This window comes from Methylolobus aquaticus, assembly GCF_054172105.1.
The window spans coordinates 1-26,503 of record NZ_JBSYXP010000006.1; the positions used below are offsets into that span (position 1 = coordinate 1).

Annotated in this window: 16 protein-coding genes and 1 CRISPR repeat array; of the genes, 5 read left to right on the forward strand and 11 right to left on the reverse strand. The window is 63.8% G+C overall.

Annotation, left to right across the window (positions count from 1 at the left end):
- The coding region (gene csb2 / locus ACW73L_RS09180; protein ID WP_498921574.1) for a type I-G CRISPR-associated protein Csb2 at positions 1-2,070 on the forward strand (2,070 nt) is incomplete at its 5' end.
- Between the two features lie 116 nt (positions 2,071-2,186).
- Here csb2 and ACW73L_RS09185 read toward each other — a convergent pair.
- The gene (locus ACW73L_RS09185; protein ID WP_498921576.1) at positions 2,187-2,549 is read right to left on the reverse strand and encodes a ribbon-helix-helix protein, CopG family; all 363 of its coding nucleotides are present in this window, start codon (positions 2,547-2,549) and stop codon (positions 2,187-2,189) included.
- Between the two features lie 174 nt (positions 2,550-2,723).
- Between ACW73L_RS09185 and cas4g/cas1g the strand changes: the two genes are divergently transcribed.
- Entirely contained in the window at positions 2,724-4,406 is a 1,683-nt protein-coding gene (cas4g/cas1g, locus tag ACW73L_RS09190) for a CRISPR-associated endonuclease Cas4g/Cas1g (protein WP_498921578.1), read from the forward strand.
- A gap of 3 nt (positions 4,407-4,409) precedes the next feature.
- Positions 4,410-4,697, forward strand: a complete 288-nt coding sequence (cas2, locus tag ACW73L_RS09195; RefSeq protein ID WP_498921580.1) for a CRISPR-associated endonuclease Cas2 — start codon at positions 4,410-4,412, stop codon at positions 4,695-4,697.
- A gap of 204 nt (positions 4,698-4,901) precedes the next feature.
- A CRISPR array of direct repeats spans positions 4,902-5,753; the repeat unit is 37 nt; unit sequence GTTTTCCGAGGCTTTCATGCCTCGGCCTCATTGAAGC.
- A 960-nt stretch (positions 5,754-6,713) separates the two neighbouring features.
- Here cas2 and ACW73L_RS09200 read toward each other — a convergent pair.
- The 5 genes from ACW73L_RS09200 to ACW73L_RS09220 all read right to left on the reverse strand — a co-directional run bounded on the left by ACW73L_RS09200 (position 6,714) and on the right by ACW73L_RS09220 (position 13,727).
- Positions 6,714-8,048: a hypothetical protein gene (locus ACW73L_RS09200; protein ID WP_498921582.1), complete on the reverse strand. Its 1,335-nt coding sequence runs from the start codon at positions 8,046-8,048 to the stop codon at positions 6,714-6,716.
- Between the two features lie 96 nt (positions 8,049-8,144).
- Positions 8,145-9,722 carry a choice-of-anchor Q domain-containing protein gene (locus ACW73L_RS09205; RefSeq protein WP_498921584.1) on the reverse strand — a complete coding sequence of 526 codons (1,578 nt, stop codon included), beginning with the start codon at positions 9,720-9,722 and terminating at the stop codon, positions 8,145-8,147.
- 1,198 nt (positions 9,723-10,920) lie between these two features.
- Complete coding sequence (locus tag ACW73L_RS09210) at positions 10,921-11,355, reverse strand: GlcG/HbpS family heme-binding protein (protein WP_498921586.1); 435 nt, start codon at positions 11,353-11,355, stop codon at positions 10,921-10,923.
- Positions 11,356-11,649: 294 nt separating this feature from the next.
- Positions 11,650-12,444 (reverse strand): class I SAM-dependent methyltransferase, encoded by a 795-nt coding sequence (locus ACW73L_RS09215; RefSeq protein WP_498921587.1) that lies wholly within the window; start codon positions 12,442-12,444, stop codon positions 11,650-11,652.
- 242 nt (positions 12,445-12,686) lie between these two features.
- Positions 12,687-13,727 (reverse strand): TolB-like translocation protein, encoded by a 1,041-nt coding sequence (locus ACW73L_RS09220; RefSeq protein WP_498921588.1) that lies wholly within the window; start codon positions 13,725-13,727, stop codon positions 12,687-12,689.
- A 230-nt stretch (positions 13,728-13,957) separates the two neighbouring features.
- Between ACW73L_RS09220 and ACW73L_RS09225 the strand changes: the two genes are divergently transcribed.
- Complete coding sequence (locus tag ACW73L_RS09225) at positions 13,958-14,497, forward strand: hypothetical protein (RefSeq protein WP_498921589.1); 540 nt, start codon at positions 13,958-13,960, stop codon at positions 14,495-14,497.
- Between the two features lie 454 nt (positions 14,498-14,951).
- Here ACW73L_RS09225 and ACW73L_RS09230 read toward each other — a convergent pair whose 3' ends face one another.
- Positions 14,952-15,389 (reverse strand): hypothetical protein, encoded by a 438-nt coding sequence (locus tag ACW73L_RS09230; RefSeq protein WP_498921590.1) that lies wholly within the window; start codon positions 15,387-15,389, stop codon positions 14,952-14,954.
- 261 nt (positions 15,390-15,650) lie between these two features.
- Entirely contained in the window at positions 15,651-17,369 is a 1,719-nt protein-coding gene (locus ACW73L_RS09235) for a proline--tRNA ligase (RefSeq protein WP_498921591.1), read from the reverse strand.
- A gap of 234 nt (positions 17,370-17,603) precedes the next feature.
- Here ACW73L_RS09235 and ACW73L_RS09240 point away from each other — a divergent pair, with 234 nt between their 5' ends.
- A complete protein-coding gene (locus ACW73L_RS09240; protein WP_498921592.1) occupies positions 17,604-18,926 on the forward strand; it encodes a pyridoxal-dependent decarboxylase in 1,323 nt (440 codons plus the stop codon).
- A 183-nt stretch (positions 18,927-19,109) separates the two neighbouring features.
- Here the strand turns inward: ACW73L_RS09240 and gnd are convergent, their stop codons facing one another.
- The 3 genes from gnd to ACW73L_RS09255 all read right to left on the reverse strand — a co-directional run bounded on the left by gnd (position 19,110) and on the right by ACW73L_RS09255 (position 26,228).
- Positions 19,110-20,117, reverse strand: a complete 1,008-nt coding sequence (gene gnd / locus ACW73L_RS09245) for a phosphogluconate dehydrogenase (NAD(+)-dependent, decarboxylating) (RefSeq protein WP_498921593.1) — start codon at positions 20,115-20,117, stop codon at positions 19,110-19,112.
- Between the two features lie 253 nt (positions 20,118-20,370).
- Positions 20,371-24,369, reverse strand: coding sequence for a translocation/assembly module TamB domain-containing protein (locus ACW73L_RS09250; RefSeq protein WP_498921595.1), 3,999 nt, complete (start codon positions 24,367-24,369; stop codon positions 20,371-20,373).
- The gene (locus ACW73L_RS09255; RefSeq protein ID WP_498921596.1) at positions 24,369-26,228 is read right to left on the reverse strand and encodes an autotransporter assembly complex protein TamA; all 1,860 of its coding nucleotides are present in this window, start codon (positions 26,226-26,228) and stop codon (positions 24,369-24,371) included. Before ACW73L_RS09255 ends, ACW73L_RS09250 begins: the two co-directional genes overlap by 1 nt.
- Positions 26,229-26,503 lie beyond the last annotated feature (275 nt).

Genomic DNA, 26,503 nt, shown 5'->3' on the forward strand with positions numbered 1-26,503 from the left:
GACCCCGCACCCAGCCGATTTGGTTCGGCGGGAAAGGTAAGGGGAATTTCAGAGCGGTTTTTCACCATCCTGTTAAGCTGGCTGGAGTGTCAACGCCCACCCATCATCGCTGTGCCTAAAGCCCGCCATACGGCCAATACCACCTACTATGTGCCGCGGAATGGTGCGGACGCTTTCGGCGGGAATTTGGCTCGCGCGGCGCAGAAGCGCGACCCCAAGAACTTCCGCCCACAACTATTTGACCAGAAAATTCCGGTCGTCTATGTGTGGACCTTCGACACCGATGATGGTCACGCGGATACCGTCACTCGGCTGGCTGAACTGCTTTACCAATTCGGACGCGGCGTGGACATGGCTTACGCTGCAGCTGAAGTGATCGATGCGGGAGAGGCAGAGCGGCGGCTCAAGGAATATGAGGGCCTGATTTATCGACCCACGCCTGGTGGCGCTGGATTAACCTTGCGTTGCCCGCGGAAGAACCTATCGCTGGATTCCTTGCTTAAACGGCATGCTGCACAATTGGTCCGGCTTAAGGACGGCAACTTCCGGCAGGCACCACCCGCGATCTTCGACGAAGTGGGCTACGGCTGTCCGCCCAGTCGATTTCTTTACGACATCCGGGAAAATGGGTCTGACAGCCTTTTCTCGCCACAACCGCTGGCGACAATCGCCGGGTTCGCCGAAGCCCTCCGCGATCATGCGGCTCATCGCCTGCAGCCGCACCACCCGAAACTCGTAGAAAAGATCGTCATAGGTAGGGGCGCCAGTGAGGCCGACAAGGCCCTCCGCATCCGCATCATCCCGCTGCCTTCCATTGGCCACGCCCAGACCAACCAGGACGTTCGCAGAGTCTTGGTTGAGGTGCCGCCTAACTGCCCCATTCCCGTCGCTGACATCCGTTGGGCATTCTCGGGGTTGAATCTGGGCACTGACCCCGTGTCAGGGGAAATTCTCTCTGAAGCTGGTCCGGTGCTGATCCCTGCCGTCGACACAAGGATGCTGTGGCACTACGGCATCGGCGCAGAAGGTGCGCACCGATCACGAACATGGCGCACGGTAACCCCTGTTGTTCTCCCCGTTCCCCGCAGCCGCGGGCAACGCAATGGCAGCGAGCATGCCCTGACCGCGGCCGCAGTGAGCTTCGCCGCCGTGGAAGCACTGCGCCATGCAGGCCTGGAGGGAAAGGCAACGGTGCGTCGAGTGCAACGGGAGTCCTTCGACGCAAGGGGTGAATGCGCCAAGTCCTTCGCCCATGGGGCACGATTCACGCCCGATCGGCTTCATCACTTGGAAATCGAGTTCACCAATCCGGTGCCCGGCCCGATTCTGATCGGCGATGGACGCTACTATGGCTTGGGTTTTTTGCGGCCAGTGCGCGACAGCATACGAGACGCTGTCGTCCTGCCTTTATCATCCGGCAATCTCCCGTCGATCTCCGAGCGTTCAGGTTTCGTCGAGGCGGTACGGCGTAGCCTGATGGCACTGGATCGCGACCTCTCTGGAACGGTCTCCCGTCTTTTCTCTGGCCATGAGCCTGACGGATCTGCTGCGCACTCCGGGCGGCACGACCATGTATTCCTTGCCGCCGATGACAACGACGGAGACGGGCTGATCGATCAGCTATTGGTCATCGCCCCCTGGCGGGTGGATCGGAGGGTGAAACCTTCGCAGAGCGATCGGCGAGCATTCGAGCGAGTGACGACAGGCTTGGAGACGGTGCGAGCAGGGCGGCTCGGTGTGTTCGAGTTTGGTGCGGCGAAGGAGCTCTCGGAAGACAACCCGTTTGCCCAGCGATCCCGAGACTGGGTCAGCGTGTCGCCTTACGTTCCCACTCGCTTTCCGAAGCGGCAGGAGTCGGAGCCCGCGGCGCTGGCCGAAGACATGCGGCTTGAATGCCTGAGGCGAGCGCTGCCCAATCCGGATGTCGAGATCCTTGACGTGCTCGCCGGCCCGCGCGGCGGTGTTCGAGCGTTTGCTCGCCTCAAGTTTGCCGTCGCCGTTCCTGGCCCCATCTTGCTGGGACGCGACAGTCATGCGGGTGGCGGGCTATTCAGAGCCGAACCCGGGTGAGCCGACTCCGGGGTCGCAATGTCGACAGGGAACATCAGTCGTTCATCGCCACTGCATGGGCGGCATTAGCAGGAACAGAACCGAGCGATGCGCCGGATAAAGCAACCACGCGCGCCTTACATCCCCAACACCGCGCGCAGCGATCTTTCCACCGCCTCCATTTCCCCGGTGGTCAGCGTAACGAGTGGGCCTTCGCCGATGCGATCACGGTCGAGGGCGCGGGGCTGGTCGATCACGACCTGTTCCAGAGGTAGGAAGTCCTCGGCCAACTCCAGCGCTTCGCGGCGCAGTTCCGCGTCGGCGTAGCCCTGGCGGGCTTCCTGCGCCAGTTCCGCCATGAACCGCTCAAGTTCCAGGCGCGTCAGGTACTCCGCCACGATGTCACGGACCAGTTCCGAGCGCGTTTTATCGGCCTTGCGGGCTTCCTCCTGCAGCTGCCGTTCGAGGGCTTCGGGTAATCGTATGCTCAGGGTACTCATCTATGACGGTCCGTAACACGTGTAGTACTACACGCTATATGGCGAGGCCGGCTACCGCGAGGTTCTGGCTACCGCCTGTCGGAAGCTGCCCCTCACCGGTTGGACGCGAGGGGGAATCGAAGGCAGCCGGCCGATCCCGTTCACACGATAAGGACACACCACCCGGGGGTTGTTATGACTGACGCCCAAGCCAGCGCCGTCGAGGAGGTTGCTTTGGTCCCCGTTCGCATGTTGAACGAATACGTCTACTGCCCGCGCCTTGCGTACCTGGAATGGGTGCAGGGCGAATTTGCCGCCAGTGCCGACACGGTGGACGGCAGCATCCGTCACAAGCGGGTCGATCGCCCCTCCGGGGAACTTCCCAATGAGCCGCAAGATGACCAAAAGATCCATGCGACATCCGTCTCGCTGAGTTCGCCCGAACTGGGTATCACGGCCAAGCTGGATTTGGTGGAAGGGGAGGGCGATGAAGTCGCCCCGATCGACTACAAGCGCGGCAAGCGACCGCATGTCGCTGCGGGTGCCTATGACCCAGAACGGGTCCAATTGTGTGCCCAGGGCTTGTTGTTGCGACAGCACGGTTACCGCGCCGAGGGCGGCTGGATCTATTTCAGCGGTTCGCGCGAACGAGTGCGGGTCGCCTTCGACGACTCGTTGATCGGGTTGACGCGGGCGGCCATCGAAGGTGCCCGTCAGTTGCCCGCAGGGCCGATTCCGGAACCGCTGGAGGACAGTCCGAAATGCCCCCGCTGCTCTCTGGTCGGGATCTGCTTGCCGGATGAACTCCGCTTCCTCAAACGCTCCGGCGAGCCACCGCGTCCGATCTTTCCGGCCAATGAGCGGGCGCTGCCGCTGTACGTTCAGTCGCCCCGAGCCTATGTCCGCAAGGATGGCGAAAACATTGCCATCGAGGTCGAGCGGGAACGGGTCGCCGAGGTGCATTTGAACGACACATCCCAGGTCGTGCTGTTTGGTTCCACCACCCTGACCACCCCGTTGCTGCACGACTTGTTCCGCCGCGAGATCCCGGTTTCGTGGATGTCTTACGGGGGTTGGTTCATGGGCCACACGGTCGGCACCGGCCATCGGAATGTCGAAACACGCACCCATCAGTATCGCGCCAGTTTCGATGACGACTGCAGCCTGCGACTGGCACGGTCCTGGGTGGCGGCGAAGATCGCGAATTGCCGCACGCTACTGCGGAGGAATGCGGTGTCGAACGATACGGACACGAGCAAGGACACGGTGCTGGCGACTTTGAAGCGGGATCTGCGACAAGCGCAGAGCTGCCGTTCGCTGGAGCAGTTGCTCGGCGTGGAGGGCACCGCCGCGAGCCGCTATTTCGGCCACTTCTCGCGGATGCTGAAGGGGAGCGGTGACGCCTGGGCTTTCGATTTCAACGGCCGGAATCGGCGTCCTCCGAGGGATCCGGTCAACGCGCTGCTCTCGTTCGCCTATGCCATGGTGGTTCGGGAATGGACCATCGCGTTGTCGGCGGTCGGCCTCGACCCCTACCGCGGCTTCTACCATCAGCCGCGCTTTGGCCGGCCGGCTCTGGCCCTCGACATGATGGAGCCATTCCGACCGCTGCTGGCCGATTCGACGGTGATCACGGCCATCAAACTCGGCGAGATCAAGCCGGATGACTTTGTCACCGCCGCCGGAAGTTGCGCCTTGAAGGACGCCGGGCGCAAACGTTTCATCGCCGCTTTCGAGCGTCGCATGGAACAGGAAGTGACGCATCCGCTGTTTGGCTATCGCATCAGCTATCGGCGTCTGCTGGAAGTGCAGTCCCGGTTACTGATTCGCCATCTGTCCGGCGAAATCCCGGAGTACCCCAATTTCGTGACACGGTGAGCCATGGAGCATCTGTACTTCATCAGTTACGACATCGCCTGTCCGAGGCGTTGGCGTCAGGTCTACAAGATCATGTGCGGTCATGGCGAGTGGTTACAGTATTCGGTGTTCCAGTGCCGGCTGGACCGAATATCCCTGTTGAAACTGGAGGCTGGGCTCGCCGATGAGATCGACCAGACCGAGGACCATGTCCTCATTGTCGACATAGGTCCCGCGGAAAGCGTCGTTCCCAAGGTTCGGACCATCGGCCGGCCTTTCGAGGCCATCGAACGCAGCGCGACCATCGTCTGAAGCGCCTGCCGCGCGTTCGCGAGCGGTGCGGTGCCGCTCGGAAGGCCGGTAGCACTCGCGAGGTGCAAGTTCTTTAACAATCGAGTAAATTTACCGGGCGATGCGATTCCGGTACCCGTTTTTTACCCTTTCCATTGGGTTCTTTCGGGACCGCTCGCGCATAGCCGCTGGAAGCCGCACCCACCAAGGGTGCGAAAGGCGGCTGTTTTCCGAGGCTTTCATGCCTCGGCCTCATTGAAGCAGGTTGCCGATGGTTTCATTAGCGACCAGTCCGCTAGTTTTCCGAGGCTTTCATGCCTCGGCCTCATTGAAGCGCGGTGATCATCGCCCGCCCCCCCGGACACTGATCACGTTTTCCGAGGCTTTCATGCCTCGGCCTCATTGAAGCATCTTGGTCCGGCCCGCACCGACAGCGAAAGGAAAGCCGCGTTTTCCGAGGCTTTCATGCCTCGGCCTCATTGAAGCGGCACAAATGCCCCGCCATCAATGAGATGGAACAGGCCGTTTTCCGAGGCTTTCATGCCTCGGCCTCATTGAAGCACGGTCACGGTAAACGACATCGGCGCGAATATCCCGTTTTCCGAGGCTTTCATGCCTCGGCCTCATTGAAGCACGCCCGGGAATGCGCGCTCGAAAGCCTTGCGCGGCATGTTTTCCGAGGCTTTCATGCCTCGGCCTCATTGAAGCGCCGCTAACTGTTCCTCAAACCGCGTTCCAATGCGGTTTTCCGAGGCTTTGATGCCTCGGCCTCATTGAAGCTGCTGCGCGATCTGCGCCGCGCCGCGAAATTCATCGTTTTCCGAGGCTTTCATGCCTCGGCCTCATTGAAGCTTGATCGGCGCTGACTCCGTATCGTCCGGTTCGGCTTGTTTTCCGAGGCTTTCATGCCTCGGCCTCATTGAAGCCCGAACAGGTTGACGATAGCCTTTTCAATGTCCTTTTGTTTTCCGAGGCTTTGATGCCTCGGCCTCATTGGAGCCACGTTCCGGCGTCGATGACCACGTCAGGCGGTATCTCGGGTTTTCCGAGGCTTTCATGCCTCCGCCTCATTGAAGCATCAGATTGCCCGTAATTCGTTGGCTGCGGTATTCCACCTGGCCACGGTTCCTTCGAAAGCCGCGCTGAAGTTCATACGGGATGCCGATTACCGGCTCGTCGCGATTCCATTTTTCGAGGTGTTTCGCTCGAGCTCGATCATCTCGGACGACCCGCTCGATGGTACGGACAGTCAGATCGAGCGGCTGTTCACGCAGGACGTGGTGATTCCGCTCTTCACCTATGAGATCGAACCGCCGGTTCCGGCTGGGGACATGTTTCGCCCGAACGACCGAACGCGGTGTATAGGGCAGTGTGTGTGGCCATCCGCAACGCGATGCCTCTTCCCGCATTCACCGATGGGACGCTCCGTCGCCCGCTCTCGATCCGTAAAACACCCCGGTCGGCGCTAAAAGACTCGACGGCCATACTCGGAACTCCGACGCCGATATTCGGAGAGTCGAGCTCGGCATAAAAAGAGTCGACCGAGGATCTCAGAGCATCGACGGGGATACTCAGAGAGTCGACACCGGTTCTCGGAGTCTCGCCCGGGATTCTCGCAGAACCGGCGCCGATAATTTTTGAGTCGAGCTCGACGCTCGGAACATGGCTCTCGGTTGATGGAATCCCGACGCCGATTAGAAAAGAATCAAGACCGAGTTTCGGAGCGGGAACGCCGGTGCTCCGAGAATCGAGCGCGGTTTTCGGAATGTCGCTGCCACGGCTCGGCACGGCGCCGCCGAATGGCAGAGCGCCCGCTCCTCGGTCGGGGAAGGCGCCGGGGGCTTGTCGAGCATCCAACGGCGTGTCGGCGGCGAACAAAGCCACCGAATTCCGGATCGTGGGCCCGTCCGGCGGCCCGCACTCTGCGCTAGGACTCTTGCAACTGCCCACGAGGCGAAATGATGTCGTGGACTCCTTGGCGGCTGCTCACCAGGCGCCCTCCTGGTCGAAATGTGCGGCAAGGTTGGTGCGAACGTCTCACCCCACGACGTAGTACGCCGAGTCAGCGAATCTCACGTGCAAGCGTTGGAAGGGTGCGGTCAGGCGGTAGAGACGTGAGCCATCGATCGTTGTCCGGCCGGCACTCAGCGTGACCGCATTGGCGGTCCTGTCGACCTTTTTGAAGATGAACTGCTCGGTGGGTATGCTGTTCGACGGGCTCGGCAGGTACAGCGTGAAGGGCCCCTGAGAGGCATCCAGCAAAATCAACCCGCCATTGGTCGGGCCGCTGTTATTGCCGCCGATCGTGGTTCCATTGGCGCTCGCATCGTATCGCTGCAGCCCGATCTGGTTCGCGCTGAAGATCATTTCGGAGCCGCACATGGCATAGCGGGTCCCATAGACCTCGATTTTCCCTCCACCCACGCTGCATAGGGTCCGGGTCGCGGCAAGACTGCTGGCCTCACTCTGCAGGTAGGAATCGAATAGCCGGATGCGCAGCTCCCTGGATTCATTGCGAACGCAATTGACGGAGATGCCAGGGTCCTTCGACATGTTCCGACAGATGGACCACACGCTGAACAAATGAATACGGCCGGTTGCATTGGGGCGCGCCAAGCAGCCGATGACGCTCCCGGTGGGGTCGGCGATGTCGGGATATCCGTAACCGGTTCCAAGCTTTCCGCCGAAGACAAAGATCCGACAGTAGTTGGCGCCGACAACGCCGATGTGATCGCCTCCGGTCTGGCCGGAAATCAGGTGGATGTTGCAGTCATGGATATAGACATGCCCGCCGCCGGCGATCTCGATGCCGGTTCCCTCGGTGACTATGGCCACATTGCGGAATTCCCCAAGGTCCACGTAACCGAGTGAGCGGAAGCCGCTTGCGGTGCCCTCGACGGTCACATCGACCGAGTCGACGAGAAAACTGTTTAGAGTCCCGGTGCTTCCGAAAAGGGCGGCGGAGCCTCCCATGGAGCACCGATGTTGAATCGTGAGGTTGGATACGCTCGTGTAACTCGCGATACGGAAATTGAGGTCGTCGCTGGTGCGAAAGATCGTTGACTGGCGATTCGTTCCGGCAACGCTGATATAGGGCCGCAGCACCACGGGCCTGCGATTCTCGCTCAGGTCGTAGCACCCGGGATCGACGAGTATCAGGTACGGCCGGTCGCGCGCGGCATCGGAGATGGAGTCGAGCGCTGCCTGCACCGTCTGGTACGGGCGATCCGGTCCGCCGACGTGTCGCAGTTGAACCGCAAGCGGGGCAGCCTGCGCGAGATTGCTCGATGCGGACAAACTGAGCGCCAAGCCGCCCGCGGCCAGACTATTCAGAAATGCGCGTCGATTGGTGATTCCTGGTTTGTCGTTCATCGTCGTTCCCCCATTGTGTTGGGCATGCCGTTGCGCTGCCACTGAGGCGATGGCCCGACACGGCTGCCGATCGGGCCTCTCGTCCGTTCCTGCCCCTCAGGGCTGGACCTCGAAGGCTCCGATGTCCATGTGTGAGCCGCCGAGGCGCAGGAAGCCGGGTCCGCGCTGGTCGTAGATGTCAGTGCGGCCGTAGATCACCTTCTCGAAATCGGGGTCACCGGCGTCGATGGCCGCACTTCCAGGCAGCAGGGCATGCGTGAGCGTGGCGCCCCCATTGTCTTCGAGCGCACTGTCCAGGATCGCGGCCAGCGGTTGAGTGGGGACGATATCGCGCGTCCCGGGCGAGAAGCCGACCAGGCCGGCCCGCCCCGCATAACCGAAGAGGTTGAAGTGGTTGACCGTGGCGTAACGCGAGCAAAGCGCACCCTGGCAAACCATCTCGGGGCCGGTGCCGTCAGCGCTATTGCCGGTTACCAGCGTGTTCGACAACAGCGTCGGGCTGTTGGCGGTAAACAGGCCTCCGCCACTGCCGTTGGCGTGATTGAAGGCGATGGTGCTGCGCGTCAGCGTCGTGACGCCCTCACCCCAGATCGAGACCCCTCCGCCCGTGGTGCCAGCGGTGTTACCACTGATGGTGGTATTCACGACCAGCGTGCCGTTGTGCGACATGGTGCCGGTGAGACCGCCGCCTCGGCCGTCCGAGCTATTCCGCGCGATCGTGCTTGAGCAGATGGTCAGCGAAGCGAACGCACCATTCTCGATCCCACCGCCCGAGGTTATGGCGTGATTGTCCAGGATATTGCTGTCACTTATCGTACTGCGGCTATCCCATTCCTGACGTATCCCGCCTCCATAGTTGGCCCGGTTATCCCTGACGGTCGAATGGCTCAGGGTCAGGTTGCTGGCACCATTGTAGATTCCACCGCCATCGTTCTTGTTGGCGAGGTTTTCGGAGATAACCGAATCGGTCACTTCGGCCGTGCCATGGTATTGAGCCAGGCCGCCGCCGGTACTTCCGCTATTGCGCGTAATCAGGCTGTTGGTAACCCTGAGCTGGCCGTAGTGGTTATAGATGCCTCCGCCGCGGTAGTAGCATGCGTTATCGCATACCGTGCTGTTTTCCAGGTGGACGGTTCCTTGCGAAATCAGGATGCCGCAGCCCCCATTGCGGACGCCACTGGCGTTGTCCCAGGTCGGCTGTGCGCCGCCCTGCAGTGTGACATTCTTCAGGATGAGCTTGCCGGTCACGGTCGCCAGACGAAACGCCGGTGCGGAGCTGGCGCGGACGATGCGACTGTTCTTGCCTTCGATCGTGATCTCCGACGTCACCACCGGTAGCCCGGTTGCTCCATAGGATCGGTTGTCGACAGCAGTGAGCGACTGGGTACTGTCGGACGGCAGCACGATCACATCAGGCCCGCTGCCGGGCGGGCAGTCGGCGTGTGTCCTGGCATCGCGGTTGGCGTTTATGATCGCCTCGACCAGCGAGCACAAGCCATCAGCCCGTGCGGCCGGCGCCGTGCCCGCGGCAATGGAGATCGACGCCGCCCAACCCTCGTTGCCGCACAGTGCGAGCAGCAGGCCAAGACCGGCAAGGACGCCACTGACGCGTAACGGTTCACGCCTCCCCCTCGCGGGAGCGGGCGGGGAAGCCGAGACACGCCGTGAATCCATCCCTGGAGGCTCGACTGCGGGTTCCGTCTCGCAGACGGTCTCGCGCTCCCGACCCGCTCCCACGACCCAGCAAAGGGGTGGTGAATGGTTACCACTGACACCCGGTCGGAAGCGCTTGCCCCACCGCGGTCGCACAGTTGCCTCTTTCCGTCCTTCCCCGCGGGCGGCGGGCATTCCAGTGGAGGGGCCTAGCGATAGCGACATCGGCGTGTGGTTCGCGCCTGGCCCGCAATCCGGCGGGGGACGCGATACCCTGCCTGTCCCAATGAGGCGGGGTTCTGATCGACCGGCGTTCCGTGCGCTCGGTGTGCGCGGCAGGTCATGGTCGTGGGCGTTCATGGCATTGGCCTCCGATGAGGCAAGCCTTTCCCAGGCTTGATTATTGCCCAGCCGGCCCGGTGAGGTATCTCTACGATCGCAATCGTTGGATATCTGCTTGCTTATCCCGTCGTAAGAATCGCAGCGTGATGTATTTTGATCCAGAGAGATCGTTTACCAATCATGTCTCGATCCGCGTCAGCCTCGCAGGGCAATCGCATGGAGTAGGTTCGTGCGCACTGCACTCGCTACAGTGGTTTCGTGCGCACTGCGCACGCTACTGTAGAAGCATCTCGTAGCGCCGTGCGCACGATGTCAAGCACCTGCAGCGATATCTCGTAGCGTGCGCCGGGCGCACGACATCACTCGTAGTCTTCATGCGATTGCCATGCTCAGCCTCGCTGCGCGTCACGGCGAGCCAGGCCAGTTTCCCTTTCGACAAGAGCCTTGGCTTTTGTCGGTTTTCTATGGAATAAACACTAATCAAAGTTATGCGATATGTCTATTGGAGAGATTGCCTATTAAATAGGTACATTCTCCTATTTTTGTACACCCTTGTGCGGAGTGTTCATCGCCTGAAAATAGGAATATTTCGGCATAGAGATACACTTTCGCGGGAGGCTGAAGACCTGAGGAAGTGCCGGTGTGTGCTGGGCTTCCCGCGCTGCAGGGATGGTTAGCCAGGACCAAACGTTGTAAGCGTCTGATCGTGCGACGTGAGGAGAAACTGCGCGTTAAGGGTATCGCGGCGCGGGACGGCGAAGCGGCCGCGCCACGTTTCGGAAAGCCCTCGCACCTTGTGCCTCTCCCGCCGTGATCGACAAAACGACAGGGCAGGGGATTGAACGGGTCGCGAGGGCGCTGCGGAAGTCGGCCGAGGTCAGGTCCGCCAGGGATGGTCAGGGAGGGCAGCCACGCCGATCACTTCGACGCCGGCCTGGGCGACGAGATGGTCGTTCTCCACCGAACTGCCGCTGACACCCAGGCCCCCGATCAATACGCCCTGTTCGGTGACGATCGGGACGCCGCCCGGGAAGGTGATGAGTCCGCCATTGGAATGTTCGATGCCGTACAGGGGTCCGCCGGGCTGCGACAGGCTGCCGATCTGTCCTGTCGTCATGCCGAAGAGGCAGGCGGTCTTGGCTTTCTTGATGGCAATGTCGACACTGCCTACCCAGGCATCGTCCATACGGGCGAAAGCTTTCAGCTCCGCGCCTGAATCGACCACGGCGATGCACATTTGGGTGTGCAATGCATTGGCCTTGCGAATCGCGGCCTCGATGGCTTGTTGCGCTTGTTCGAATGTCACGTGCATGGTGCGGTCCTCCGCGAGCAGCGGGAATTCGTCTGATCAGACGACCTGAGCGCGCCCGGAACGGCACCCGGTGGCAAACGCTCTGGTGCATCGTACACCCGCAGCCGCAAACCGCACCGCAGGCGCTGGAAATCAGCGCCCACTTCGATGGGCCGCTGGTGCGACGGATGCGTTAGACGCTGAAGGTGCCGGCGACGAGATTATTGGCCCCGGCGCGCATGATCCCGGTACGCGCATGCCGCGACGGAACCGCCCGGCGAGGCTGCGACAACCCGGCGTCGCGACATTCCTGGGTTAGCGCTTCCCGGTTTCGAACAGGATGGCCTGCATCGGATAGCGCATGGGGCTGCTGCCCAGTTCCTTGCGGAACGCCTCGGCCAGGGCGTCGGTGATCGCCTCGGGATCGACGCCGCCGCGGTCCCGGATTTCGAACAGAACCGGGGTGTAGACCAGCGCCCTGGCAAAGGCGGAGACATCGAGAATCTCATACTCGTGGCGCTGCACGGAGATCACGATGGGGTCGAAACCGGCGCGCAGCAGCTTTTCCTTGATCGGGTCGATCTGGTGGCAGGCCACGGGGTCGAGCAGGAAGCGGGGCGGGTTGTCCGGGAAGAATCGCTTGAAGACCTCGAAGCTGACGCTGGCGAACGGATTGTAGTGTTCCGAGTCCCAGACGCGGAACAGATAGCGTCCGCCGCGCTTGAGGGTCCGATAGGCTTCCCGGAAAGCTACCGCCTTGTCGAAGAACATCACGCCGAATTGGCAGACGATCGCGTCGAAGGTTTCGTCGTCAAAAGGCAGCGCCATCGCATCGGCATTCTGAAACGTGATGCGCTCGCCCGGGCGGAACTTGCTGCGGGCCAGTTCCATCATCGAATCGCTGATGTCGATGGCCGTCAGGTGGGAGGTCTCCGGCATCAGGTTCCGCAGATGGCGGGTGACGATACCGGTACCCGCGGCGATCTCGAGTACATCCCGGGGCGCGAGTTCGGCAATGCGGCGGGCCGTGTCAGCCCCGTAATGCTCGAACAGCACGGGCCCCAGGTCGCGGTCGTAGGGGATCACCACATCGTCGACATAGCCGGTCATGAACGTACTCCAAAGCGAGTGATTTAGGCGTCGGACCCGGGCCGGGCGTAACGGTTCACGCCTCCCCCTCGCGGGAGCGGGCGGGGAAGCCGAGACGCGCCGTGAATCCGTCCCTGGAGGCTAGCCTGCGGGTTCCCTCCCGCAGACGGTCTCGCCCTCCCGACCCGCTCCCACTTCCCAGCAATGGGGGGTGAATGGTAACGGCCGCGCTTCCGCAATTCGCGCGGCGCGCGGTGTTGCCATTATTTCACCGGGTGGGCCGCGAGCAGGTTCGGCGGGGGACCGATGGGCTCGAAGTTCTTCAACAAGGGAATGTCGTTCTTGCTGACCCAGCGCGGCGTGAAGTCAAAGCTGCCCCGCGGCCCCCAGCCGCCGGTGAACTGCTGACCGTCGGGCGTGAAGGTCCAGCACATGTCCTCGCCGGCAGTATTGATCGTATCGCCCAGATTCAGGGGTTCCTGCCAGTCACCCTTCGCGTTCCGGTACGCAATCCATTCGTCGTGCCCGCCACGCGAGGCGAGGTCGGGCCGGTTGCTGGTGACGATCAGGCTCTGGCCGTCGCGTGACAGGCCGGTCCAGTGCAAATGATCGCGGTACGGTGAGTTGAGGCGAGGTCCCAGGCTCTGCGGCGGTTGCCAGACGCCATTCTTCTTTTCGACCTTCCAGACATCGCTGTCCTGCGTGACGCCGGGCTGCTGGTAGTTGAAGTAAATCAGGCTGTCGGAGGCGATGACAGGGCAATGTTCCTCGCCGGTCGGGGTGTTGAGGTGCGGCAGTTCGGGCACGTCGTTCCAACTCCGGGCCGGCTGCCAGACACCGTCTACCTGCTGCGCGACGTACAGATCGCCGGTCGACAGGTTGCCGGCCTGGTATCGCGTGAAATAGATCAGTTTGCCGTCGTCGGAGAAACTGGCCTCTAATTCCCAGGCCGGCGTGTTGAGATTCGGGCCGACGGTCGGGTCGATACCCGGCCCCAGCGGGACGGGCGGCTGCCACACGCCGTCGACCTTATGGGCCATCCAGATATCGAAGTTGTAGGGTGTCCCCGACTCGATGCTCCCGGGGCGGGTCGACGTGAACAGGGCCGTCTTGCCGTCGGCGCTGTAGGTGATCTCGAAGTTCGAGCCCGCGGATGCCAGTCCTCCGCCCATGGGGTGCGAAGTGGAGGGAGGCTCGGCGCCGACCCCTCCGGTCATGTCCATGCCCGGCATTCCTTGGGCAATTCCCCCGGTCAATAGCAACGCGGTCAGTCCGCACAGGATTCGTCCGACATTCGCCTTCATTGGCCTGCAACCTCTCGGCACTCCACGGTGCCTGGACCCGTTTGGAGAAAATGATGAGCATGGACAGAGGACGCCGGCCTCTTCGGCTGATCCTCATCAAGGCGGCTGATCGATGCGGCACTGCCGCAACCGATCGCAAAGCCGTATCGAGGTCGGAGCCGTGAACCCCTGTCGAAGCTGCACGCACATGGCGCGGAATGCGAAAATGCCGGGCCTGTTTACCTTGTGCCATGTTCGCCATGCTTGATGCCCTGCACGATTTTACGATGAATATCCTGGATCCGATCGGGATTTGGCTCGGGCTGGTACTGGCGGTCCCGGTTTTCTGGACCTGGTGGGACGTCGTCATCGGGCGCCGCCGGCGGCGACAGCGGTGGTTCGATCAGGTAAGGCGCGAGCCCGGTCAGCGGCCGGCGATTCTGTTGGTGGACCTGAAATCCAACATGGACATTCGCGTGCAAGTCGAGAATTTTCGGATGGGCGAGGAGGGCTTGAAGGACATTCCCGAGGAGCGCATCGCGCGGGTGTTTCGCGACAAGCCGCTGACGCCCGAGGCGATTCCGGAATTGCTCTACGAAGTGCGCGACCGCAGTGCCGAATTCATGCGGCAGGGGATCGACACGATTCATTTGTTCTATGCCGGACCGCTGGCGCCGATGGCCATGATCGGTGCGTCCTTCGGCAATGGCTTCCGGGTGCTGGTCTATCAGCACCAACCGGGCAGCGGCGGGCGTTACGAGAACTGGGGGCCGCTGAAACCACCGCAGTAGCGGAATTCCTCAGGTCCTCGATGGCGCTGCGCCCGAGGGGTCCCTTGTAGGAGCCCGGCCCTCCGGGCGAACCAACGCTACCCTCGACGCCGCGCGATTCGCCGAGAGGGCTCGGCTCCTACAGACACGTCTCGGATTGCCGGCTTCCGCCCGACGGACAAAGCAAACCGGTCGCATCCGCGATGGCGCTGCGCCCAAGAGGTTCCTTGTAGGAGCCCGGCCCTCCGGGCGAACCAACGCTACTCTCGACGCCGCGCGATTCGCCGAGAGGGCTCGGCTCCTACAGGCACGCCTTGGTTTCCCGGTTTCCGCCCGACGGGCACATCAGACCGGTCTCATCCTCGATGGCGCTGCGCCCAAGCGGTTCCTTGTAGGAGCCCGGCCCTCCGGGCGAACCAACGCTACCCTCGACGCCGCGCGATTCGCCGAGAGGGCTCACAGCAGACCCGAGGGATCAGAACATCATGAAGGCGATGGCGCCCAGCAGACCGACGGTCAGCGTGAGGGTGGCCGCAGGGCGCTCGCGCAGCGTCGGACCCAGATTGCCCTTCAGGCTGCGGAAGGCTTCGGTGGTCGCCGCGGTTGCGCGACGCGTCTCGGCTATCGTCTTCTGCACGAAGCGGATCAACAGGTAGATCAACCCGGCCAGCGCGGTCCACGCGAGCACGCCCTGCGCCTGACGGGGCGTCAGGTGAAACACGTGTTCCAGCAGATGTTCGAGCGGCACTTCGACCACTTCGATCAACAGGTGCAACACATGGCCCAGCGTCGGCAGCACTGCGTCGCCGACGAGGATCAGTGTCGGCACCGCGATGGAGAGACCGCTCAGGCACGGATACGCGCGCATCAGCGCGCGCAATTCAGCGATGGGTTTACTCTGGATGAAGTTCACGGGATGTCTCGCGATTCGGATTCGGGGCTACCCGTCGCTGCCCGCCCCCCAGCGAGACGGTAGCCCAGCGGTTTAATCTGGTACATGCCAAGCAACAAAAAGGCCAGCAGGTAGCATGGGTAACGTACCGCATCGGCCGGCGTCCCCAAACGCCAAAGCTTCCGGAGGAAGTCGCGGAATGCTGCGTTGCAGTGCAGCCATGCACCAAACGGAGTCGAGCACCAAATCGGCGCCACGGCGATCCCTTCCTTAGAAGGCGTTTCAGCCGCTCGCGTTCATGCGGGCGCGCAGGAAGTCGACGATGCCGACCAGGTCGACGTTCTGGCTCTCGGCGTCGCGGCGCCCACGGTATTCCAGCGTGCCGGCATCCAGGCCACGCTCGCTGATGACGACGCGGTGCGGAATTCCGATGAGTTCCATGTCGGCGAACATGACGCCGGGCCGCGCCTTGCGGTCGTCGTACAGCACGTCGAAGCCAGCCTCGCGCAAGGTGCTGTAGAGTTCTTCCGCAGCTGCGGCCAGCCGTTCGGAGGTGTGCATGTTGATGGGCACCAGGGCAACCTGGAACGGCGCGATGGGTTCGGGCCAGATGACGCCGCGCTCGTCGTGGTTTTGTTCGATGGCCGCGGCGACGACGCGCGAGACGCCGATGCCATAGCACCCCATGATCGCGACCTCGCTCTGTCCCTGCTCGTTGAGCACCTCGGCCTTCATGGCCGCGCTGTATTTGGTGCCGAGCTGGAAGATGTGGCCCACCTCGATACCGCGAGCGATGCGCAGCGTGCCTTTGCCGTCCGGGCTCGGGTCGCCCTCGACGACTTTGCGCAGGTCCGCGATGCGTTCCGGCTCGGGCAGGTCGCGACCGAAGCTGACGCCGGTGTAATGAAAGCCGGCCTCGTTGGCACCACAGACGAAATCGTTCAGGGCGAGCACGGCGCGGTCCGCGATGAGGCTAACGGTTTCCGGCGCACCGACCGGGCCGATATAGCCGGCACGGCAACCCATGTACCGCTCGATTTCCTCATCCTCTGCGAAACGCAGTTCGGCCAGTTCCGGCAACTTGCGGGCCTTGATCTCGTTCAGTTCATGGTCGCCGCGCAGCAGCAGCAAATGGAACTGCTCGCCGCTCATGACGGCGATGGCCTTCACGATACGCTGCGGCGGAAGACCGAGGAACTCGCTGACTTCTTCGATGGTTTTCTTGCCGGGCGTGGCCACCTTCTCGATCGCTTCGGCCGTCGGCGGGCGCGGGGTGGTGGGGCTGACGGCTTCGGCCATTTCGACATTGGCGGCATAATCGCTCTGATCGGAAAACGCGATGGCGTCTTCGCCGGAATCGGCCAGCACATGGAATTCGTGCGACAGGCTGCCGCCGATCGCGCCGGTGTCCGCCAGCACCGGCCGGAACTCCAGGCCCAGGCGTGTGAAGATGCGGCTGTAGGCCTGGTACATCGCGTCGTAGGTCTGCTGCAGGCATTCACGGTCCCGATGAAAGGAGTAAGCATCCTTCATGATGAACTCGCGCGCCCGCATGACGCCGAAGCGCGGGCGGATCTCGTCGCGGAATTTGGTCTGGATCTGGTAGTAGGTAATCGGGAGCTGCTTGTAGCTTTTGATCTCGCCGCGCGCCAGGTCGGTGATGATCTCCTCGTGCGTCGGGCCGAGGCAAAAGTCGCGGTCATGACGGTCTTTCAGCCGAGCCAGTTCGGGACCGTACAGTTCCCAGCGGCCGGACTCCATCCAGAGTTCAGCCGGCTGGACCGCGGGCATCAGCACCTCCAGTGCGCCGGTACGGTCCATCTCTTCGCGCACGATGCGCTCGACCTTGCGCAGCACTCGAACGCCGAGCGGAAGCCAGTTGTAAAGGCCGGCTGCCAACTTGCGGATCAGCCCGGCTCGGAGCATCAGTTTGTGGCTGACGATCTCGGCGTCGGCGGGCGTTTCCTTGACGGTGTTCAACGGGAACTGGCTGGTGCGCATGGTGGGGGGAGCGTCCTGTGTTTGCATTCGATTCGCTATTGTAGCGACAGGGGCCCCGGACCGTCAGCTTCGCTCCGACGCTACGGTATGCGCTGACGCTCCATTTCGGCGCCGACCGGATTAACATACTGCCGTGCGCCTCCCGGCGAACCCAATGTCGCTGCACCGCCGCAAGCCGTCCGGTTCGCTCGCGTGCGTATCGCGCCGACCCTTTTTCGAACGAGCACTGAGACCATGCTGACACGCCGCCGTTTTCTGGGCCAATCCGCACTCGGCATGATGGCGCTGGCGGGTGGCTGCACGCCGGCGAGCCTGGTCCGCCTTAGGGACAGCGCGCCAGTCGTCACGACCGATGCCCGGTCGCTCGCTGCAAAGGCGCGGCGGACAACACTGCGTGATCGCGTCCTGGGTTACCCGATCAACATGTTGATGCCGAACGAAGACTTCTTCGCCTGGAGGCAACAACTCCAAGACGTCGGCATCGGGCGAGTCGCGTACAACAACGTGGGCAATCCGTTCAGGCGCAGCTCGATGCTGTATGACACCCGCGACATCGAAAAGCAGGTGATCCTGGATTTCGCGCCGCTTTACGGCTTCGTTCCGGCCGACACCTGGGGCTTCGTGTCGAACAGCGGTACCGACAGCAACCTGCACGGCATGTACATGGGCCGGACCTTACTGAAGGCGCGTACCGGAAAGGTACCCAAGGCGTATTTCACGGCGGAGGCCCATTACTCGATCCAGATCCTGCAGGATCTGCTGGGCATCGATCGGGTGTTGGTCGACACACGGCCCGACGGCAGTATGGACCCGGCGGATCTTCAGCAGAAGCTTTCCACCAATGCCGATAGCCCGGCGCTGGTCGTCCCGACGATAGGCACCACCTTCAAAGGCGCGATCGATCCGATGGACGAAATCCAGGCCGCGCTCCAAGGCCATGCCGCATATGTCCATCTGGACGCTGCACTCTTCGGGGGCTATCTGCCGTACACCCGGCATGCGGCCGAGCTGCTGCGCAATGGACCTTCCGGCGGACCCGCCCGTTACGACTCGATCGCGGTCTCCTGCCACAAGTTCTTCGGGTTTCCGGCGCCGGCCGGGCTCTACCTGACGACAGCGGCGAGCTTCGAGGAATTCTGCGGGCATTTCAGTCGGCTGCACAATCCCGAATACATACGGCATGTACCCGGCACCATCACGTGCTCCCGCGATGCGGTCAAGCCGGCAGAATTCCACTACTTCACGACGGAACGGGCTCGCGCGACGTTGACAGAAAACGCGAACGGCATCCTGCAGCGAACCGAATGGCTGCTGGATCAGATGCAGTCACGGATGCCGCGGTACCATGCGACGCGGGTCAACGACCGCTCGAACACGCTGTACTTTCGTCAGCCCAGCGAAGCCGTCGTGACGAAATATTCGCTGGCGACGATGCATCAACCGATCGGCGGTATCGCCTGCGAGTGCGCGCATGTCGTCGTGATGCCTCATGCCAGCGAGGCGATTCTGAGCCAGTTTCTCGCCGATATGGAAGCCGATACCCGCGTGCGGAACTGAGCGCCGAGCAGGGAGGGGACAGGCGCGGCGGCGCGGCTGTACACGCCCACGCGTTGCCATTTGGTGCGCTCCGGCGCGACGCTCGATCCGCGGGCGCAGCGGGCCATCGTGCAAGGCAGCCTGCGGGGCGGCATCAACGGCGCAATGCTGCGCTCGCCGCTATCGCCGGCTGCCCGGGGCGGGCTATTTCTCGGTATGCCCACCGAACTGGTAGCGCATCGCCGAGATGATCTTGCAGGCAAACTCGTCTTCACCGCGAGAGGAGAAACGCTGGAACAAGGCTGCGGTGAGCACCGGCGCCGGAGTGCCCTCCGCGATCGCGGCCTCGATGGTCCAGCGGCCTTCGCCCGAATCGGAGACGCGCCCGCCGAAATGCCCCAGGTCCGGGGACTGGGACAATGCATTGGCCGTCAGGTCCAGCAGCCATGAGGTAACCACGCTGCCGCGGCGCCACAATTCGGCGATATCGCCCAGATCGAGGTCGTACTGATAGTGTTCGGGGTGGCGCAGCGGCGTCGTTTCCGCGTCTGCGGCGCGACCCTGCTTGCCGATATTGGCCCGGTGCAGGATGTTGAAGCCTTCCGCATAGGCGGCCATCATGCCGTACTCGATGCCGTTGTGGACCATTTTGACGAAATGCCCGGCCCCGGCCGGGCCACAATGCAGATAGCCCTGTTCCGCGGTGCCGACGCGGCCGTCGCGACCCTCGGCCGGCGGCACATCGCCCTGGCCCGGGGCCAGAGTCCGGAAGATCGGGTCGAGATGCTGCACGGTCTTGGTTTCGCCACCGATCATCAGGCAGTAACCGCGTTCCAGTCCCCAGACGCCGCCGCTGGTTCCGACGTCGACGTAATGCAGTCCTTCCGGCGCCAGTTCCTTCGCGCGCCGGATATCGTCGATGTAATGCGTGTTGCCGCCGTCGATCAGGATGTCGCCGGGCTCCAGATGCTCTTTGAGCCGGGCGATCGTCGAATCGACGATGGCCGCCGGCAGCATGATCCAGATAGCACGCGGTGCCTCGAGCGCCGCCACGAAGGCGGCGAGGTCGTTCGTGCCGTGGGCACCGGCCGCGCTCAGGGAACGCACCGATTCCGGGTTCAGATCGTAGACCGTGCATTGATGGCCCGCATTGAGCAGGCGGCGCACCATGTTGGCGCCCATGCGACCCAAACCGATCATGCCTAATTGCATCGTGTCACTCCAAAGTTCTGTAATCGTAGAGGGTTGAGTGGCTGATGGCCGGCGGCGCTCGGCGGCCACCGCATCACCCGGGGTTCCTGGCGGGGAACAAGCAAGTAACGCACCATCACTCGTCTACAGGCTGCGTTCGAGTGCCCGTCGTTACCGCCCACGATTCTACTGGAACTCGTTGACGGTCTGGCGTCAGGCCTGGGCGCTTGCGCCAGCGCCTCGATCCTGGATCGGCCATGGCCCAACGCCGCGGTCAGTATTCAAACTGATACAGCACGCCAGCGCTGCTGGCGCCCGTGCTGGTTGCCGTGGCGTTGTTGCTTCCGGCTCCGACCGTGCCCTCGAGTTTGAGTCCTTCGGTGACATCGATCTGCACCGCGGCCTGCGGAATGGCGCTGCCGCCGCTGAAACCTTGTTTCGCGCCGAGGTACACGCCGGGCGCCACGTAACGCCCTGCCTCCAGCGTGGGCGCGCCGGCTTTCGTGCTGCCGACCGCGAGGCGGTCCAGTCCCAGTCCCTTGCGCACGGTTTCGAGCGGGTTCGTCAGGCCCGACGTGACGCCGGTCAGCGAGGCGAGGGCACCGGCAATCTGTGCCAGTTCCAGCGGACTCAGGGCGGCGGATCCCCGGCCGAACAACAATTGCGCCAGAATCTCGTCCTGCGGCAGCTCCGGCACGCTGGTCAGCGTGATCTTCGGCTTACGGGCCGTGCCACCGACGGCGAGCGTGGCCGTGATGTTGTTGTTGGTCGCATTCGCGACGAAATCCAGCGTCGGATTGGTCAGCGTGCCGCCGTCGAAGCCGACCTCGCCGCGGCTGAAGGTCAAGGTCTTGCCCATCAAGGTGAACTGCCCGCGACGCATCGCGAAACGGCCATTCGGCTGCGGTGCGTTCGCGGTGCCGAGCAGGTGGATCTTTCCGTACATCTCGGCATCGAGGCCGCGGCCCCGGACGAAGATCTCGTCGGTAGCATCGATCGTCAGGTCGACTCCGATGTCCGGACCGGGTGCAGGCGGCGGGGGAGGGGGCGCACCCGGCACCCGCACGTCGAGCACGGCAATCGTGGCGGGAATGTGCTCCGGAATACGGATCTCGGCCCGACGGATGTGAATGTTGCCGGCCGCAGCCAAGCGCTGGTGGGCATCGCCATGCAGCGTCAGGTTCGAATCGAGCGTGACGGTCATCCGGTCGCTGGACAGCGGGCGTGCGTTGCGGGCGGTCAGAGTCAGATCGATCGGCAGTTCCGCCTGTAGCACGCCGATGCTGCCGCGCATGTCGATACGACCCGGCCCCGCATGGGCTTCCAGTCGGTCGATCCGCAGCCGATCGCCGTCCGACTGTACCGAGGCGGTCAGGTCGGACAGGCGCAAGCCGATCGCGTAGTCCTCGAATTCGCCTTGCGACAGTTGGAATCCGCCCGTGATGGCCGGCTCGCCCAGCGTGCCCCGGAGACCGGCATTCAGTGCGATGCGGCCTCGAGCGCGCCGGCCCTCTGCCATCAACAGGGGATCCAGCAATTTCAGATCAACCGCCCCGTCCGCCTGCAGGTTCAGCGGCTGTGACAGCCGCAGTGGCACATCACCGCGCAGCGTGATCTGGGCGTTCGTACCCCCTGTCAATCGACCATCGATACGCGCATTCTCGCCGTCGAGCAGTGCATTGGCACTGAAATTGAGGGCCGGGAGCCCTCGGGCAGCACCCGAGCGACCCTGCACACCGGTCACATCGACGCGCACCGAACCGCGGGGTTGTGCCGGCGGGCCATTCAGGCGGGCGGATGCCTGCAGCCGACCGTCCAGAGCGTAATCGGGGTCGATCAGCGTCAGTGCGTCGGCCGGAACATCGCGCAATTCCGCCGTCAGATCCAGATCGGGCGACACGCGCCCCTCCACATCGAGGGACGCTTGCCGCCACGCCAGACTCAGCCGGCTGACCGCGAGCGTGTCGCCGAACGCGAGATGCGCCGGGCGTCGCAGCCGGAGCACTTCCTGCCGCCAGTTAGCCTGAAGGGCCGATAGTTCGAGTTCGCGCTGCATTGCATCCAGAACCAGGGTGGCCGTCAGAGTGGCGGGCGCGCCGCGGACACCCGGCAACTCGACCTGCAGCCGCGTGGCCAGCGCCTCGGCGGGACCGGACGCATCGATGCGTAACGCACCGCCCTCGATGGCACCCGCTCTCAGGCCTTTCAGGCCCAGCTGTCCGTTGAACACCGGATGTACGAGCGGATCCTGCGCCGTGGCCTGCAAGCTGAGCGCCGCGGCCACAGCCGTCCCTTCGATACCGATGTCATGCCCCTCGGCACGCAGGTGCGCCTGCATGGCCCGGTCGCCGCGACTGGTGTCCAGGGTGACGGTCAGCGTGCCGGTCAGCGGAGCACGGGCCAGACGCCGCAGGTCTTCCAGGCGACCGACGCGTGCCTCCATCTTGCCGACCGGCACGAACGACCCCGGTTGCAACGACAGGGCACCGGTCGCGTGCAGGCTCTTCCAGTCGAGTTTATCGATCCGGACACTGACCTCGCCGCCGGACGCCGGCATCGCAGCGACAGACAGGGCCAACGGTGCATTTTCCAGGCTGCCTTGCGCGGTCAGCGTCCCCGATGGCTGGCCCGGGAGACCGATAACCTTCAGTTTTGCGGTCAACGGACCGCTCGGTATTCCGCGGGCAGAGACTTCCCCGGCCAGCGCGGCATCCAGCGCCATCGCGGCGGGCGCACCCGTCAAGGCGCCATCGACGTTCAGGCGGCCGCGCAATTCCGGCGACAAGGCCTTGAGGTCAAGGAGCGCGAGCTTGTACTTCAGGGCAACGGCCTGCGGGCTCGCGCTTCCGTCGGCGGCCAGCGTCAGCGCCTTGCCGTCGAACTGAAGCTGCGGGAGGGTCACCTCCGTGCCCCGGATCTGCGCGGCCGCTCGGAACGTGGCGGCAGGTCCGATCAAGGCGGGCAGTGGCGCGGCACCGGATTTGGCCGCCAGCTTTCCGTTCATGTCGATCTGCAGGCCGGTCTGCTGCTCGGCGACGCGAAAGTCGAGGGTTGCCGTGCCCTGCAGGTCGACCCCGAAACCGGCTAGGACCGGTGCCAGCGCGGGCAGCGCCAGATTGCCTTCGACCTGCCGCTTGCCGACGGTGACTGCCGTGCCATCCACGCCGAGCAGGGGATGCCGCAGCTTGAAGGCAATCGGCCGGTTCTTCGCGCGCAAATCGGCGGTTGCCGACAACGTCAGGGGATGGTTCTCGAGCAAGCCCGGGCTGGGGCCGGGCAATCTCACGCCGGATGCTTCGGCTTGCACCTGGACTCGCTCGGCGTCCCCGCGAAGATCGGCGGTCAGGCTGCGGACGGTCGCTCCCCCGGCGGTCAACTGCCCAATCTGCGCGCTGCCGTTGGCCTTGGGGCCGGCAAAGGGTCCGTCAATGTGCGCGGTCACCTGAACGGACTGCCAGGACAGATCCGGCCGCGGCTTCATGGCTGGCGCCGTCAGCTTGATGGTCACCCGCGCGGTGCTGGCGGACCAATCGATTGCGCCGCCAGCCTCGGCGCGGAGCGGGCCGGCGGTCAGATTCAAGGCGATGCGACTGTCCGACCAGGGGCCCTCGATGCTTGCCCGGGCCTGGATCGCACCGAGATCGGGCAGTCCTGCGAGACCCGCCAGGAGACCCTGAGGAGGTTCGTTGACGGTGGCTTGGAGCTGGGTTCCCTCGGGGCTTACGGCCCCGACGAGACGATAGCTACCGGGAGCGTCGGTCCGCTCGATCTGCAGGTCGGCGCTGCCGCGGTCGAGGGCGCTGAGGTCGCCACTGCCGGTGATCCGCAGGCTCATCGCCACGCCGGCCACCGGCGCGGCGAGGTCGCAGCGGGCGACGGACAGCTCGCTGAACGCAAAGAATACCGGAAGGGAATTGTCTTCCTCGGGATCCTCCGGGTATTCCGGTACCCGCTGTATGACGATATGGGCCACGGCGAGCCGGTCGATATCGGCGCGGCCCTGGAACAGGTGCCGGGCGGACCAGTCGAGCGCCACATCGTCCAGATGCCCCCAAACCCCGGCCGGGTCGATCAATTCGATCCGCGCAACCCGCAAGCGGTCCGGAAACCGTCCGGACAAGCCCGAAATCGCGGCCTCACCCTCGCTGAGCAGCGGGGTGAGGCGTTCGATCAAACGGAATCCGGGCGCCGTGTTCAGAAAAAGGAGCAGACCGACCAGCAGCAGGAGCAGGGCCACCACGATGCGCGTAAGCCACAGGATCAGGCGGCCCATCAGAAAGCCTGCCCGAGACCGAGATAGAGTTCGAAGGACCCGCTGTTCGCTTCGCGCGTCACCGGCACGGCTACGTCGATGCGAATCGGTCCGAGCGAGGTGTAGTAGCGCGCCCCCAGACCGGCGCCGATGCGCCAGCCGGCGGTGAAGGGCGCGCCATTCGCGGATACCTGACCGGCATCCACGAAGGCGACGGCGCCGTAGTCCTCGAAGAAGCGCTGCCGGAACTCCACGGTGCCGGCTGCGACGGCCGTGCCGCCTTGCGGCCGGTTGTCCGGGAAACGCGGGCCGACGGATTGAAAACGAAAGCCGCGGACAGTTGCGCTGCCACCGGCGTAATAACGTTTGTCGGCCGGGAGGTCGAACTGGCTGACGCCGATGGCATAGCCGATCAGGCCGCGCAGCGCGACGATGCTGCGCCCGGGGTCAGCGATGTCGAAATAGGTCGATGCCGCGACCTGCGACAACGCGAACGGCTGGGAAATGCGTCCGGCCAGCGGCTGGGTTGGCGTGAATTGTCCTGCCGCCCGGATGCCCTCCGTGGGATCGAGGAGGTTGTCGGTATCGTCGTACTTGAGCGTGGCCGGCAGACTCAGCAGGGTATAGTCCGAGGTCGCGCCCTGCTGCGTGATGCTCTCCTGCTCGCCCGCGAGGCCGAGGCTTCCGCCCCAGTGTTCCGAGAAGCGCCGGTTGACCAGGACACCGGTGCTGGCGGCCGTCTGGTCGAACGCATCGAAGTGCTGTTTGACGGCGCCAAGGCTGGCCTGGAAGGATTGCTCCCGCTGCAGCCAATCGGGCTTGATGAACGTGATCGCGCCGTTGTAGCCGACGCCAATGGTGCTGTTGCCGCCGAGTTGCGAGATGCCGATGCTGAGATTGAGCTGTTCGGCGCTGCCGAGCAGATTGCGGTGGCGCCATGAGACGCCGGCGCTGCCGCCGATGTCGGTCGAATACGCGCCGCTGACGCTGGCCACCCGCTGTGGCCGCTCGGTGACGGAGAACTCGATGGGCAGTCGGCCTTGCTCATCCAGCGCATCGGCCGGGCGCGCGCGCACCGACGAGAACACTCCCAGCGCAGAGAGATCCTGGCGCGCCTTCTCGATCGCCTCGGGATTGAAGGGTTCCCCCGTGGACACCATGACGCGCTGTTCCAGGAAGCTGTCGCGCATCCGGTCGGCGCCGGTCACGGAGATCTTTCCCAGATCGACGCTGGGGCCGGCGTCAACCTTGAACGTGATGTCGAGCACCTTGTCGGCGGTATACAAGGTCGCGATCGGCGGATCGACCTTGGCGAGCGCGTGGCCCTTCTGCCGCAACAGATCGATCAGTCGACCGTGCGCGGCCAGCACCAGCGACGCGGCGGCCGGCGCACCGGGGGAAAGCCCCAGTTCCGCCCGGACATCGGCGGGAGCATCTCCTTCGACGACGATCTTGCGGAGACGGAACAGGGGACCCAACTCGACTGCAACGAGCACCGGGATCGGCGGATCCGCGGGCGCCCGGTCGAGGCGCGCGAGCAGGCCGGCGTCGTCGAGTCCTTTGCCGCCGATCGTGAGGCTGACTTTCCCATCGTAATAGCCGAAGCTCCGCAGCGCGCTGACGAAACGCTCGCTGTCCTCACGTGCCCTCGCCACGAGAGCAAACGGCCCAACAGGGGCGCCTTCCTGCAGGCTCAGCAGGTTCGAGACGTCCTTTAGCGCCGAATCGAGTTCGACCTGGCCCGTTTCGCGTAAGGTGACGGCATAGGGTTGCGGGTCGGCCGCGTTCGCGTTGGTGATGACGATCAGCAGAACGGCGGCTGGAAGCCAGCGCAGGCCACGGGCACCGCAAGCGGCCCATTCCGATCGCCACGGGACCAAAGCAGGCCGGAGCCTTCCGGGGGCTGCCGGTGCGGTTTCAGCCGCGCGGCACGACCGGCGAGCCATGGCCTGTCGGGAATGCCCCCTCGATGGGACCAGATGTTCGCAGTGGCGCGGCCATTGGGGCCGGGCGCGATGAGGTCCTGCGGCGAACGGTCGGGCAGTTGCGGATCAGATGGCTACCCCGCTCGCCGCGCGGGGTCCCGGAGCGGGGTCGTGGGGGGTACGCCCATCTGTCCGGGCGCGGCCGAGTGGCGCCCGACAGTTGCGGGCCA